8 protein-coding genes are annotated in these 13635 nt (G+C 70.5%); 4 read left to right on the top strand and 4 right to left on the bottom strand.

The genetic code is table 11. From position 1 onward, the window contains the following. The first annotated feature begins 75 nt into the window (after positions 1-75). From ACIBH4_RS21600 to ACIBH4_RS21590, 3 genes are read left to right on the top strand one after another with little or no spacing between them, the layout of a single operon-like run. The gene (locus tag ACIBH4_RS21600) at positions 76-1176 is read left to right on the top strand and encodes an acyl-CoA dehydrogenase family protein (protein WP_362767591.1); all 1101 of its coding nucleotides are present in this window, start codon (positions 76-78) and stop codon (positions 1174-1176) included. After that, positions 1176-2204 (top strand): acyl-CoA dehydrogenase family protein, encoded by a 1029-nt coding sequence (locus ACIBH4_RS21595; RefSeq protein WP_362517154.1) that lies wholly within the window; start codon positions 1176-1178, stop codon positions 2202-2204. The genes ACIBH4_RS21600 and ACIBH4_RS21595 overlap by 1 nt, the downstream gene beginning before the upstream one ends. Before the next feature lie 10 nt (positions 2205-2214). Beyond that, positions 2215-3471 carry an MFS transporter gene (locus ACIBH4_RS21590; protein WP_362517157.1) on the top strand — a complete coding sequence of 419 codons (1257 nt, stop codon included), beginning with the start codon at positions 2215-2217 and terminating at the stop codon, positions 3469-3471. Positions 3472-3534: 63 nt separating this feature from the next. Here the strand turns inward: ACIBH4_RS21590 and ACIBH4_RS21585 are convergent, their stop codons facing one another. Beyond that, positions 3535-4737: a CoA transferase gene (locus ACIBH4_RS21585; RefSeq protein WP_362517160.1), complete on the bottom strand. Its 1203-nt coding sequence runs from the start codon at positions 4735-4737 to the stop codon at positions 3535-3537. A gap of 485 nt (positions 4738-5222) precedes the next feature. On the opposite strand from ACIBH4_RS21585, the gene ACIBH4_RS21580 reads away from it, so the two are divergent. Further along, on the top strand, positions 5223-6500 hold the full coding sequence (locus ACIBH4_RS21580) for an ROK family transcriptional regulator (RefSeq protein ID WP_362517162.1): 1278 nt from the start codon (positions 5223-5225) through the stop codon (positions 6498-6500). A 179-nt stretch (positions 6501-6679) separates the two neighbouring features. Here the strand turns inward: ACIBH4_RS21580 and ACIBH4_RS21575 are convergent, their stop codons facing one another. From ACIBH4_RS21575 to ACIBH4_RS21565, 3 genes are all read right to left on the bottom strand, one after another. Continuing rightward, positions 6680-8845, bottom strand: coding sequence for an alpha/beta fold hydrolase (locus ACIBH4_RS21575; protein ID WP_362767594.1), 2166 nt, complete (start codon positions 8843-8845; stop codon positions 6680-6682). Further along, complete coding sequence (locus ACIBH4_RS21570; RefSeq protein ID WP_362767596.1) at positions 8845-10632, bottom strand: N-acetylglutaminylglutamine amidotransferase; 1788 nt, start codon at positions 10630-10632, stop codon at positions 8845-8847. Before ACIBH4_RS21570 ends, ACIBH4_RS21575 begins: the two co-directional genes overlap by 1 nt. Positions 10633-10711: 79 nt before the next feature. Next, the gene (locus tag ACIBH4_RS21565) at positions 10712-13249 is read right to left on the bottom strand and encodes a carboxylate--amine ligase/circularly permuted type 2 ATP-grasp protein (protein WP_362767599.1); all 2538 of its coding nucleotides are present in this window, start codon (positions 13247-13249) and stop codon (positions 10712-10714) included. Between the last annotated feature and the right edge of the window lie 386 nt (positions 13250-13635).

The raw sequence follows: 13635 nt of genomic DNA, 5'->3' as shown, positions 1-13635 counted from the left end.
GAAAAAATTGCCACCGATCAGGGAGGCACGGTGCTCGGCAATCTTGTCCCTCCGGCTCTGGAGGAGACGTCAGAGATGACGGCTCTCCGCCTTGAGGTTCGGAGTTTCCTCCGAGAAACCGCTCAGGAAGGCGTTTTCGCCCCCGGGGTGGACACCTGGCTCACCGGCTGGGACGAGGACTTCAGCCGAACGCTGGCCGCCCTCGGCTGGATCGGCATGACCATCCCCACCGAGTACGGCGGCCGGGGCCGCACCCACCTGGAGCGGTTCGTCGTCACCGAGGAGCTGCTCGCCGCGGGCGCCCCGGTCGCGGCGCACTGGATCGCCGACCGGCAGATCGCGCCGTCACTGCTCGCGTTCGGTACCGAGGAGCAAAAACAGCGCTACCTTCCGAAGATCGCCGCCGGCGAGGCGTACTTCGGTATCGGGATGAGCGAACCCGACTCGGGCTCGGACCTGGCCAGCGTACGAACCAAGGCGGTCAGGGTCGACGGCGGCTGGCAGATCACCGGCAACAAGGTGTGGACATCGAACGCGCACCGCTCGCACGCCTTCTTCGTACTGGCCCGCTCTGCCCCGCAGGACCCGAAGAACCGTCACCAGGGGTTGAGCCAGTTCATCGTCGACCTGCGTTCGCCGGGGGTCGACATCCGGCCGATCGTGTCGATGGGCGGTTCACACCACTTCAACGAGGTCTTCCTCCAGGACGTGCTGGTCCCCGACGAGTCGGTGCTCGGCACCATCGGCGAGGGCTGGAAGCAGGTCAACCACGAACTCGGCTTCGAACGCAGCGGCCCGGAGCGACTGCTCTCGACCTATCAGCTGTTCACCGAGGTCGTCGACGGGATGCGCGACGGCTCACTACGCCGCGACGCGAACCTGGGACGGCTGTTCGCCCGGCTCACCGGGTTGCATCGCATGTCGCTGGCGGTGGCGGGCGCCCTGCAACGGGACGAGCCCGCGGACACGGCTGCGGCGCTGGTGAAACTACTCGGCACGACGACCGAGGGCGACTTGGCGGAGTTCGCCGACCTGATCTCGGACGACACGCTGGGCGCCGAACGCTACGAGCGACTACTGCGCGAGAGCCTGATCCAACGGCCCGGTTTCACACTGCGCGGCGGCACGAACGAGGTACTGCGCGGCGTGATCGCCCGCGGATTGGGGATGCGCTGATGTCCGGCCACGACAACGCCGAACTACTCGACATGATGCGGCAGGTCTTCAAGGATCACGCGCGGACCGCCGGCCCACGGACCACCGAGCGCACCTTCAACGCCGAGTTGTGGAACACCCTGGAATCGCTGGGCCTGACCCGGCTGACCGGCCGCGAGTCCGACTCCGGCAGTGGCGCGGGCTGGCCGGAGGCGGCGGCGCTGCTCGCCACCGCCTCCGAACACGCCGCGACGGTGCCGCTGGCCGAACACGATCTGCTGGCCGGCTGGCTGCTCGAGACGGCCGGGCTCCCCGTCGACAACGCTCTGCGGTCGGCGTGCGTGCTGAACGCCGACGGTACGGCCACCGCTGTACCGTGGGCTCGCCACGTGCGATCGCTGGTGGTGCTCTGGCCCGACGGCGGCACCTGGTACGCCGCGGACGTGTCGCTTGCCGAGGTCTCCCTGCGCCCCGGACACAACATCGCCGGGGAACCCCGCGACCATGTCACGGTGGTCACGGACCGGCTCACCGGGGTCCCGATCGCCGACGAGGTCGTCGCCGAGTTCCGGCTGCGAGGAGCACTGGCCCGTACGGTGCAGATGTGCGGAGCGATGGAGAAGATCGTCGAACTGTGCGTCGAGCACACCACGCGACGGGTGCAGTTCGGGCGCCCCCTGGCGAAGTTGCAGGCGGTGCAGCAGCTCGTCAGCGATCTCGCCGCGGAGACGTCGCTGGCGCGGGCGGCGACCGACGCCGCCGTACGGGTCGCGACGGAGTCGCTGCTGAGCGACGAGGCCCTGTTCGCGGTGGCCGTGGCGCGCTCCTGCGTCGGGCACGCGTCGTCGGTGGTGGTGCGCAACTCCCACCAGGTGCACGGGGCGATCGGCACGACCGCGGAACACGACCTGCACCTGTTCACCACCCAGCTCCTCGCATGGCGCTCCGAGTTCGGGTCGGTACGACACTGGGATGACTGGCTGACCGATGCCGCCCTCACCGGCGGCGCCGACGGGACGTGGGCACTGCTGACCGCCGTCGCCGAATAGGCGGCACACGGTGACCACGGCGAAACTGCACGGCACCTCCCGGCCCAGGGGCTCGTACCGGCTGATGTTCGACGCGCGGTACGGGGTGCACTTCTGGGCCACCACGTGCGCCACGACCGGACTGTGGATCTTCAGTATCGTCACCGCGATCCTGGCGTACGAACTGACCGGCTCCGCCTCCGTCGTCGCCCTGGTGATCGTGGCACAGAACGTCCCACAACTCTTCTCTCTGCTGAGCGGCAAACTCGCCGACCGCCGGCATCTCGGCCGGCTCGTCGCGCTGGGCCGGCTGGTGTCGGCGGCCGGGCCGCTGACGATGGCGATCTGGCTGTGGGCGTTCGATCCGGTCGGCAGCGTCGAGGGCACCGTCTTGATGTGCGCCTCGGCGGCGCTGATGGGCTTCGGCCTGGTGCTCACCGGCCCGGCCAGCCAGGCGATGATTCCGCTACTGATCCGCCCCGGCGAGATGTCGGCCGCGATGGCCTTGAGTAGCGTGCCGATGACGTTGTCCCGGGCGATCGGGCCGGCGGCGGGCGCGTTCCTGGCCCTGCATCTGGGGCCGGTGACGGCACTGCTGGTGGCCGCGACGGGAAACCTCATCCACGGTGTCGCGGTCCTGGCGCTGCGGGTGCGGCGGGCCACCACACCCGTCGGGACCGACAGCGACGACCTGTCGGTGACCGCGTCACTGCGCTATGTCCGCGACCATGCGCCGTTACCGGCGTTGCTGCTGGCGGTGGCGGCGATCAGTGCCGCCGCGGAACCTTCGGTGACCCTGTCCCCGACGATCGCCGCCGACCTCGGAGGCGGCTCCGCACTGGCGGGCTGGCTGACGTCCGGGTTCGGCATCGGCGCCTGCGTGGGTTTCCTGCTGTTCGCGGTGATCCGCCGCTGGGTCAGCCTGCAACGTCTCACCGGTGCCAGCATGCTGCTGATGGCGGTGGGGCTACTGGCGCTGGCGGCCGCCTGGATCCCGGCGGTCGCGCTGGGGGCGTTCGGACTCAGCGGCATCGGCATGACCCTCGCCTTCATCTGCGTCATGACGCTGATCCAGGAAAGGACATCGGACTCGTTCCGGGGCCGGGTGATGGCGTTGTGGCTCCTCGCCTTCCTCGGCGTGCGCCCGATAGCCACCACCGCCACCGGGGTACTCGCCGACACGGCGGGACTGCCGACGTCGCTGATCGTGGCCGCCGCCGTCATCGCCGGCGCCGCCTACCTGTGCCGCCCGGCGGTGCTCGGCCCGGACTCCTCCCCGACCGCCTGATCCGGCCCTCGTACACCGGCACAGCGCAGGCGGCTCCGGTGTGCCGCCGTGATCGCGCGGACGTTACCGCGGCTCGCCCGGGTTGAGCACGCCCGCCTCGATCAGTTCGGCGATGCGCTCCTCGCTGTAGCCGCTGCCGCGCAACAGATCAGGACCGTCGCCCCCCAAGGGACGCAGTTCCAGCGTCGGATCGGCCGGGGTGTCACTGAACCGGACCGGCGGGCGCGGCGAACGCACCTCACCACCGACCGGATGTGTCCACTGACGCAGCAGACCGACCTGCTCGACGTGTTCGTTGCGAACCACCTGAGAGGTCTCCAACACCGGACCACAGGGCACCCCCGCGTCGTTCATACGCTTGATGAAGTCCTCCTTGGGAAACTTCAGCGCCTCCTCGCGGACGATCGTTTCGAGCGCGTCGAGATTCTCACGCTTGATCATTTCGCTCTGCGTGGCGAACCGCGGGTCGGTGCGCAGGTCGGATCGGTTGACGGCGTCGAGCAGACCGAGCCGCTGCTTCAGGGCGATGGCCATGTAGACGACGAAGCCGTCGGCGACCTCGGTGAGCCGCAGCGTCTTGACCCCCATCCGGCCGGCCTCGAAGTCGCCGACGAACGTTTGGTCCGCCATGCCCTCGGGCCACAGGAAGTAGACGGCCGAGTCGAGCATCGGAATCTCCAGCCGCTGTCCTAGACCGGTACGCTCGCGCGCATAGAGGGCCGCGCTGATGGCGTTGGCGGCGAACAGCGAAGTGATCTTGTCGACGATCATGTTGTGGATGACGTCCGGTGGCCCGCCGGCGGCCGGCCGCTGCAGGGCGATCATGCCGGCCAGGCCCTGGATCACCGGATCGAACGCGGGCATGTCCCGGTACGGGCCGCTCTCCCCGAAGCCGGTGATCTCGGCGACGACGACTCGCGGGTTGCGAGCGTGGATCGCCTCGTAGTCCAGGCCCATCGCCGTCAGCACACCCGGCCGGAAGTTCGCGACCACCGCGTCCGAATCGGCGATCAGTGTGAGTGCGGCCTCGCGCCCCTCGGGCGAACGAAGATCCAGGGCGATGGACTTCTTACCCCGGTTCGTGTTGATGAAGAAGGCCTCCACACCGTTACGGCTCGGCTGCCCGATCTGGCGGTCGAAGCTGCCGTTGACATCCTCGATCTTGATGACTTCCGCGCCGAGGTCGCCCAGTATGAGAGCTCCGAACGGCGCCGACGCGACCCGGCCGAGGTCGATGACCCTGACGCCTTCCAAAGGACCTGACATATGTGACTGTTCCCTTCCCTCCGTACCGACGCCGCCCGGTGGACCGGTCTTCCTTTCCAGCTTGGTGGTATGTCACCGCATGGTCAGGAATCGGTGAAGTCCGAAGGCCCGCGCCCGACGAACGCGCGAGCGCCTTTCTTCGCGTCCCGGCCGGCCCGCACGATCGACGAGTGCCGACACCGCATCGCCGGCCGTCACGTCCGGACATTAATGTGGCTGTCCGCACCACACTCCTCACAGTTCCGACAGTTGGAACACCTCCGTACGCTCTGCAGTTCTTCACCGGCCCGCGCCCTTTACGATGTAGATTCATAATCTGTGATCGCGAGACCCGGCACCTTCCGAACGGCGAGCCCGAGGCGCCGGCCAGGAGTGACGGAAAACGCTTCCGCAGCCATCGGCCGGGGTTCCCCCGGTGTGACAGGATCTATCGCAGTGCCTCAGGTCGGCGTGGCAATCCTGTCCCGCCGTCGTGGCGCACCACGATGGCAAGCCCCCTCCTCGTCAGGATCCCCACGATGCTGAAAGCCGGTCGTTCCCAGGAGGAGATTCGCCGGCACAACCTTGGCGTTCTACTCCGGCACGTCCACCTGGGCGGCCCGCTCTCCCGCACGGCACTGGCCGACCGGATGGGCCTGAACCGCAGCACCATCATGGGACTGACCGGGGACCTCGCCTCGGCGGGGCTGGTCCGCGAGGAGCTCCCCAAGGACACCGGCAAGGCGGGCCGGCCGTCGCTGGTGGTCCGCCCGGAGTCCGGCCGGTTCCACGTGATGGCCTTCGACGTCCGCGTGGACCGACTGGTCGCCGCCAGGGTCGGGCTGGGCGGAACGATCCTGGACCGCAGGGAGGCGGTCCGGCCTCGCGCCGGGGCCGACCTCGACGACGTGGTCGGCACCCTCGCCGACTTCGCCCGCGAGATGGACCGCGAGGCCCCCTCGGACTCGGTGTGCGTCGGGGTCGGCGCGGCCTACTGCGGCATGATCAGGCCCGGTGACGGGATGGTGCGTTTCGGGCCGAACATGGGCTGGGTGGACCAGGCGTTCGGGACCGAACTCGGTCTCAGGCTGGGACTCGGGCTCCCGGTGGCGGTCGGCAACGAGGCCCACCTGGGCGCGCTGGCCGAGCTCGAACGGGGGGTGGGCGTCGGCTTCCAGAACCTGGTCTACCTGCACGGGGACGTCGGCGTGGGCGGCGGGATCATCGTCGGTGGCAAACTGCTCGACGGCGACGGCGGGTACGGCTGCGAGCTCGGGCACATGATGGTGAACCCGTACAACGGGCGGCCCTGCGGGTGCGGATCGCGCGGCTGCCTTGAGGCGGAGGTCGGCGAGCAGGCCCTGATCGACGCCGCCGGCCGCTCCTCCGAGCTCTCCGGCCGCGAGGGCGTACAGGCGGTGGTGGAGGCCGCCGGTCGAGGGGACGTCGCGGCCACGGAGGCGCTGCTCCGGATCGGCGACTGGCTCGGCATCGGGGTGGCGAACCTGATCAACCTCTTCAACCCCGGCCTGGTGATCTTCGGCGGGATGTTGCGCGAGGTCTACCCGGGCTCGGCGGCCCAGGTGCACAGGCGGGTGGAGGCGAACGTGCTGGTGATCTCCCGGGAGAGGGTGCGGCTGCGCGTCTCGGCTCTCGGGGACGACGCCACCCTGGTCGGCGCGGCCGAACTCGCCTTCTCCGAGCTACTCGCCAACCCCCTGGAGGTGCTCGCCAAAAGGACCGGCCGGATCGGGGCCGGGACCGCGCCTCCCACACCACGGTGACCGCCTCACCCCAGGCGCCCCCCTCACACCGGGTCGGGGACCCCGGGCGCCAATGGCCCCGCGTCGTGCGACACAGCAACAACCGGGGCATGGGGACCCCCAGGCGCCAACGGCCTCCCTCGCCACGATGACCCGCCTCGCGTCGGGTCCAAGACCGCCGGGTGCCCGGGGAGGCGGCCTCACTCCGGGTCGGGGACCGCGAGGTGCCATCTGAGCCATTCGACGACGTTCTTCACGAAGGTCACCCGGTTCGGGATCTGCCGGATCTCGTGCCCCTCGTCCTCGAACAGCAACAGCTCGCAGGGCACCTGACGGGCCCGCGCCGCCTGGAGCACCTGCTCGGCCTCGTACAGGGGGACGTTGGTGTCCTGGGCACCGTGCACGACCAGCAGCGGGGCGGCGAGCCGGTCGAAGGAGTGCAGGGGTGACAGGGCCCGCAGCAGGTCGCGGTCGGTGACGGGGTGGCCGTACTCGCTGACCGCCGCCGCGGCGATCCACGGCTCGGTCCGCTCGTAGAAGGTCTCGAAGTCGGCCATGCCGCAGACGTCGACTCCGGCGCGGAAGAGGCGCGGGTGGGTGACGAGGGCGGCCAGCGTGAGGTAGCCGCCGTAGGAGCGGCCCATGCAGGCGATCCTGGCCGGGTCGGCGATGCCCTCCCGCGCCAGCTCCAGGGCGCAGTCGGCGACGTCGTTGATCGCGTCGAAGCGGAGGGCGTGGTTGTCGGCGTTGCGGAAGGCCCGGCCGAAACCCGACGAGCCGCGGATGTTCGCCGCGAACACCCCGATCCCGGCGGCCAGCAGGTTCTGGAACAGCGGGTTGAAGGTGGGCCTCTCCTGGCTCTCGGGGCCGCCGTGCAGGTAGACGACGAAGGGCGCGGGGCCGGGGACGCCGGGGACCCGGTAGAGCCAGCCGGTCAGCTCCATGCCGTCGCCCGCCTGGAAGCGCATCAGCTCCGCTCCGGCCGCCTCGGGGATCCGACCCGATCCCGCGATCCGCCGGTAGCCGCCCACCTCCAGGTCGCAGAGCAGCACGTGGGAGGGGTGGCCGGGTCCTTCCGCCGCCAGGACGGCGAGACTGCCGTCCAGGGACACCCTGATCGAGGACACCACCTCGGTGGGCAGGGGCGGAAGCGGACGCGTCCGGCCGGTGTCGAGCTCGATCACCTCCAGCCCCGAGCGGCCGGAGTCGTTCCACACCAGCACCGCGCGGCGGCCGTCGGAGCTCAGCGCGAACTGGTCCAGCTCGGCGTCCGAACGCTCGGCCAGCACGACGCCCACCCCGTCCTCGCCCACCGCGACCAGCGCGGCCCGGTCGCGGCCGACGTCGGACAGCAGGTAGGCGGTGCTCCCGTCCGGAGAGAGGATGCCGTAGTCGGTGGTGCCGGTCAGGCCGGCCAGCAGCGGCAGCTCCCCGTGGCCCGGCAGGTCACCGGCGGCCTCGTCGGGAAGGCTCGCGGGCAGGCCTGGGGGGACGTCGGCGAGATGGCCCGCGGGAAGGTCGACGCGAATCCCGGCCGGAGGGTCGGCGGGCAGGCCGGGCGAGAGATCGGAGAGATCTTCGGTGGGCAGGTCGAGGTGAATCCCGGCGGGAAGGTCGGCGGAGAGGTCACCGGACGGGTCCGCGGCGAGATCCCCGGGATGGGACAGGCCGGGAACGAGAGCGCCGGGACCCGCGGGATCGCCGGCGAGGGCGGGCGGGTGGCCCGTGGGGTCGCCCGCGAGGGCCGGAAGATCGGCCACGTACATCCGGCGCACACCGCGCGGGCCGCGCCGCAGCAGCATCCGCCGGTGGTCACGGCTCACCGCGGCCGGGTGCATGAGTGCCCCCTCCGCGATCACCTCCCGGCTTCCCGAGCCCGCGTCGATCAGCACCGCGTCCGTACGGCCCGACGAGGAGACCTCCGCGACGAGGAGGACCTCCCCCTGGCCCGTCCAGCGCACGAACGACGCCGACCCGCCCTCGGGCGCGGCCAGCGGGCGCAGGTCGCCGCCGTCGGCCCTCACCGTCCAGACCTGCGTGTGCTCCCCGCCGCCGGGCACGACGAGGACGGCGAGCCGCCGGGCGTCGGGGGACCAGCTCACGTCGGCGACGGGCTCGGCCCCCGTGTCGATCGGCCAGGCGCCTCGGTCCTCCTCCTGGAGATCCAGGAGGTCCTCGAGCTCTCCCGGAGGCCACGCCTCCAGGTCTCTTCCGAGGGGCTGGATCCAGACCCTCGGCGAGCCGTCCCGGTCGCCGATGAAGGCGACGGCGCTCAGGTCGGGCGCCAGGGCGGGCGCCCGGCAGCTCCAGGCGGTCAGGCCCGTGCCCATCGAGGGGCGGGAACGGGCGCCGAGAATTTCGGTCATCAAACTCCTTGTGCCTGCAACCACAGCTCCAGGAGTCCGAGTTGCCACAACGCGTTCGCACCCAGGGTAGTGCGGTGTTCGTCCGGAGCCGCCAGCAACTTGTCGACATATGGCTGGTCGAACAGGCCGCGGGCCCTCGCGGCGGGGCCGGTCAGCGCCTCCCTGACGAGTTCCAGATACGGGCCGTGGATGTGCCTGATGGCCGGGACCGGAAAGTACCCCTTGGGCCGGTCGATGATCTCGGCGGGCAGCAGTTTGCGCGCGGCGCCCTTCAAGATGCCCTTGCCGCCGGAGGCGAGCTTGAGCTCGGGCGGGCAGGCCGCCGCCAGCTCGACGAGTTCGTGGTCGAGGAACGGGGTCCTGGCCTCAAGCCCGAAGGCCATGGTCATGTTGTCCACGCGCTTGACCGGGTCGTCGACGAGCATGACGTTCGTGTCCAGGCGCAGCGCCGCGTCGAGCGCGGTGTCCGCGCCTGGCCTGGCGAGGTGACGGCGGACGAAGTCGCCGCTGACGTCCTCGTCCAGCAGGTACTCGGGAGACAGGATCTCGGCCAGCGCCGCGTGCGAGCGGTCGAAGAACTCCCTCTCGTAGACGGCGGCGGCGTCCTCGCGCGACACGCCGGCGAGCGGCGGGTACCAGCTGTAGCCGGCGAACACCTCGTCGGCGCCCTGGCCTGACTGGACGACCTTGACGTGCTTGGAGACCTCCTCCGACAGCAGGTGGAAGGCGACGCAGTCGTGGCTCACCATCGGCTCGCTCATGGCGAGCACCGCGTGCTCCAGGGCGGGCAGCATGCGGGTGTCGTCGATGAGGATGCGCTGGTGATCGGTGCCGAACTCCCTGGCGACCAGGTCGGAGTAGGCGAACTCGTCCCCCCGCTCCCCTCCCGCCGACGGGAACCCGATGCTGAAGGTCGCGAGGCCCGCCTGACCCTCCTCGGCCAGCAGCGCGACGATCAGGCTGGAGTCCAGGCCCCCCGACAGCAGCACGCCCACGGGCACGTCCGCGACCATGCGCCTGCGTACGGCCGTCCGCAGCTGGTCGAGCACGGCCTCGCACCACTCGTCCGGGGTGAGCCCGGCGTACTCGGGCAGGGCCGAGCGGGTGTGCGGCGGCTGCCAGTAGAGGTGGTCGGTGACGGTGCCGTCGGGCTCGACGGTGCGCACCGTGGCCGGGGGGAGCTTGCGCACCCCGGCGAGGATGGTGCGCTCGGCGGGCACCACCGAGTGGAACGTCATGTAGTGGTGCAGGGCGACCCGGTCGATGCCGGTGTCCACCCCGCCCCCGGCGAGCAGCGCGGGCAGCGACGAGGCGAAACGCAGCCGCCTCGCGTCCTGGGTGACGTACAGCGGTTTTATCCCCAGCCGATCTCTGCCGAGGGTGAGCCTGCCGGTGTCGCGCTCGGCGACCGCGAAGGCGAACATGCCCCTGAAGCGGTCGACGCAGCCACTCCCCCAGCGGTGGAAGGACTTCACCAGCACCTCGGTGTCGGAGGTGGAGAAGAAGCGGTAGCCCAGGTCCTCCAGCTCGCACCGTAACTCACGGTAGTTGTACAGGCATCCGTTGAAGACTCCCGTCAGGCCGAGGTCGCTGTCCACCATCGGCTGGGCACCCCGGTCCGACAGATCGATGATCCTCAGGCGCCGGTGGCCGAGGGCGACCGGCCCCAGCGACCATAGGCCGGCCCCGTCGGGGCCCCTGTCGTGCATCACATCGTTCATCCGGGCCACTGCGGCGACGTCCGCCGGGCGGCCGTCGAACCGGAGCTCACCGCTCAAACCACACATCGAAACCCCCCGGTGACCGGCTCACGCCGGAACTCACCGCTCAGATCGCACATCTCACGCCTCGGGCTCGCGCCTGAGCTCATCGCTCAAGCCCCACCTCGACGTCCCCACTCGGCAGCCAGGTGTCCTTGGAACCACCCCCCTGGGAGGAGTTGACGATCATGCTGCCGGCCGGGGCGACGCGGGTCAGCGCGGTCGGCGGCACCTTCGCGGTCTCGCCGAAGCAGACGAAGGCCCGAAGGTCGACGACGCGCGGGCTCAACCGGTCTCCGTCGAAGGTCGGGTGCGTCGACAGCCGGACCGTCTCCTGGGCGACCCACCCCTCGGGGGCGGCGAGGATCGTCTTCCTGACCTGTTCGAGCTCGTCGGCGGAGGCGTCGGGGCCGACGACCACGCCCTGCCCGCCGAACCCGTCCACCGGCTTGACGACCAGCTCGGCCAGCCGGTCGAGCACCTGCTCGCGGTCCGCGGCGTCGCGGCACAGGTAGGTGGGGACGTTGTCGATGAGGGGTCGCTCGCCGAGGTAGTACTCGATGATGCGCGGCACGTACCGGTACAGGCACTTGTCGTCGGCCACGCCGTTGCCCGGCGCGTTGGCCAGGACGAGCGCGGAACGCTCGACGGCGTCCATGATCTCCAGCCCGAGGCGCCCGCCGAGCAGCGCGCTCTCCTCGATCCTGCGGTAGAGCACCTCGATCCTGCGCCCGTCGATCTCCAGATGGCCGTTCTTGAAGGACAGGTCGGCCGGTACGGCGAGGACCACTCCCAGTTCCTCGGCGAGCATCCTGTGCTCGTAGTAGGCGGAGTCCTCGGGTCCCGCCGAGACGACGGCGAGGGCCGACGGGTCACCGGAGCCCGCCGCGAGCAGCGCCTCTCGCAGTATCCGCAGGCCGACGCTCGGGTCGGCGACCTCCTCGCCGGGGGCGAGTTCCGGCATCAGCTCGTTGATCAGCCGCCTGTTGGTCACGGCGTATCCGAGCCCGGAGGGCACCCGGAGGTTGTCCTCCAGCACCGCCCAGCGGCCGACGTTGTCGCGGACCAGGTCCAGTCCGGCCACGGCGCAGCGTACGGTGCCCTGCGGCACCCTGCGGCCCGGCCTGCGGTAGCCGGGGGACTCGTCGACCACCCACGCGGGGATCGTGCCGTCCCTGATGATCTCGCGTCCCTCGTAGACGTCGTGCAGGAACGCCTCCAGCGCGCGCACCCGCTGCGGCAGCGCCCGCTGGATCCCCGTCCACTCGCCGGGCGGGACGAGCCGGGGAACCATGTCGAACGGGTAGATCCGGCTCTCGCCGCCTCCGTCGACCTGGAAGGTCATGCCGTTGTCGCGCTGGTAGGCGTCGCGCCTCTCCTCCCGCTCGCGCAGTCCCTCGACGCCCAGGCGGTCGAGGACCCGCAGCACCGGCTGGTAGGACTCGCGCACCGTGCCCTCGATGATCGCCTCGTCGCCCGGGGCCTCGTAGCCGTCGAGGAGACTGGTGTGCATCCTCGGCGTCGGCCCGCCGAAGGCGGTCTCCCACTCCTCCGATCGCGTCTCGGCGATGACGAGGTCGACCACGTCGGACAGCTGGCCGCCGCGGGCGTACGCCTGCCGCTGGCGGGCCGCCGAACTCCCCCTGGCGAGCGACTCCGTGGCCAGGGAGGTGACGAGCTCCCAGTCGCCGTACTGCTCCAGCTGCGGGCGCAGGCTGTTCACCATCCGCCGGATCACCTCGGCGGCCGGTCGCGGGGTGCCTTCGACCGGGTCGACGAGGTCGCCCTCCAGCCCGGAGCGCGAGGCCCGCCAGGAGGCGGCGCGGACCATCTCCAGGCGGACCGTGCGCTCGGGGCCGTTCTGCGCCTCCTCCAGCTCTCTGGCCACCAGCGCCCTGAACAGTCCGGCGATCAGCACGATGTCGCCCACGCGGGGGCAGGCGTCACAGACCCGCAGCTCGATGGTGGGCAGGTGCGCCGAGGGCCGGATGTCGAAGTAGATCATGCCGGGGTCGGTGATCACCCCGGAGGCGACGAGGTCGCGCACCACCTGGTCGTACTCGGCGGCCGACTCGAACCTGGGTACGGGGCCGGCGGTGGGCCAGCGCTGCCACAGCAGCGGGCGGTAGCTGGCATACCCGGTGTCGGACCCCAGCCAGTACGGCGAGCTGGAGCTCAGGGCGAGCAACGGGGGCAGCCACGGGGCGAGGCGATGGGCGACGGCCACGGCCAGGTCGCGGTCCTCGACGTCGGCGTGGAACTGCGTCCCGCAGATCAGCTGCTCGCGGGTGAGCAGCTGGTAGTCGGCGAGCATCTGCTCGTAGCGGGGGTCAGGGGAGATCTTCAGTGCCTCCAGATCCACCATCGGTACGCTGCCCGCCGCCACGATTCCCAGGCCGAGTCCGTCCGCCGCCTGGATCACCGTGCGGCGTAGCGCGGTCAGGTCGTGCCCGAGGTCCTCCAGGTGCATGAAGGGCCTGCTGTTGGCCTCGACCACGGAACGCTGCAGCTCATGGGTGAAGCGTTCCGCCGGCAGCTGTTCCAGCAGGACACCGGCCCGTGGGACCAGGTGCCGGGTGTCGACATCGACGACGTGGAACTCCTCTTCGACGCCGACCGCGATCGGCCCCGCCAGACCCGCCATTGCCTCATCACCCCTGAACTACGCCGGTTAATGCGTTTTTTGTTCTTTGCCCGAAAAAGGGAGTTTCGCACTTCACCGCACACTTTGGGCGAAAGTGAAACTGTGCGCCCGCTCCCCCGCAATCGGGACACACCCGCTTCCCCTCCGACGGGAAGACTCACCTGTTTCCGCGGAAAGATCTCACCGGAGTTTCGGACAAAGCACCGTCGGCGAACGGCCGCGGTGAGGGTCCGTCCAAACTTTCCAAGGGGGCCTCCTTCAAGAGGCTCCGCCCAACAAGGGGTCCCTTCCAAGGGCCCTTGCCCAAAGGGCTCCGCCCAAAAGGCCCCCTGCGCGAGCGGGTGCGGCCCTGTCCGGCCCGGCTCGATGACCGGAGACGACCGGGA

The organism is Streptosporangium sp. NPDC050284, assembly GCF_044459525.1.
GTDB lineage: Bacteria > Actinomycetota > Actinomycetes > Streptosporangiales > Streptosporangiaceae > Streptosporangium.
Note: the sequence above shows the minus strand (reverse complement) of the source record. Positions and strands in the feature narration are given on the sequence as shown.

Bases quoted from the DNA above. Each gene is read 5' to 3' on its own strand.
- ACIBH4_RS21570 (WP_362767596.1), bottom strand. From the start codon at position 10,632: ATGTGTGGTTTGAGCGGTGAGCTCCGGTTCGACGGCCGCCCGGCGGAC.
- ACIBH4_RS21575 (WP_362767594.1), bottom strand. From the start codon at position 8,845: ATGACCGAAATTCTCGGCGCCCGTTCCCGCCCCTCGATGGGCACGGGC.
- ACIBH4_RS21565 (WP_362767599.1), bottom strand. From the start codon at position 13,249: ATGGCGGGTCTGGCGGGGCCGATCGCGGTCGGCGTCGAAGAGGAGTTC.
- ACIBH4_RS21585 (WP_362517160.1), bottom strand. From the start codon at position 4,737: ATGTCAGGTCCTTTGGAAGGCGTCAGGGTCATCGACCTCGGCCGGGTC.
- ACIBH4_RS21595 (WP_362517154.1), top strand. From the start codon at position 1,176: ATGTCCGGCCACGACAACGCCGAACTACTCGACATGATGCGGCAGGTC.
- ACIBH4_RS21600 (WP_362767591.1), top strand. From the start codon at position 76: ATGACGGCTCTCCGCCTTGAGGTTCGGAGTTTCCTCCGAGAAACCGCT.
- ACIBH4_RS21580 (WP_362517162.1), top strand. From the start codon at position 5,223: ATGGCAAGCCCCCTCCTCGTCAGGATCCCCACGATGCTGAAAGCCGGT.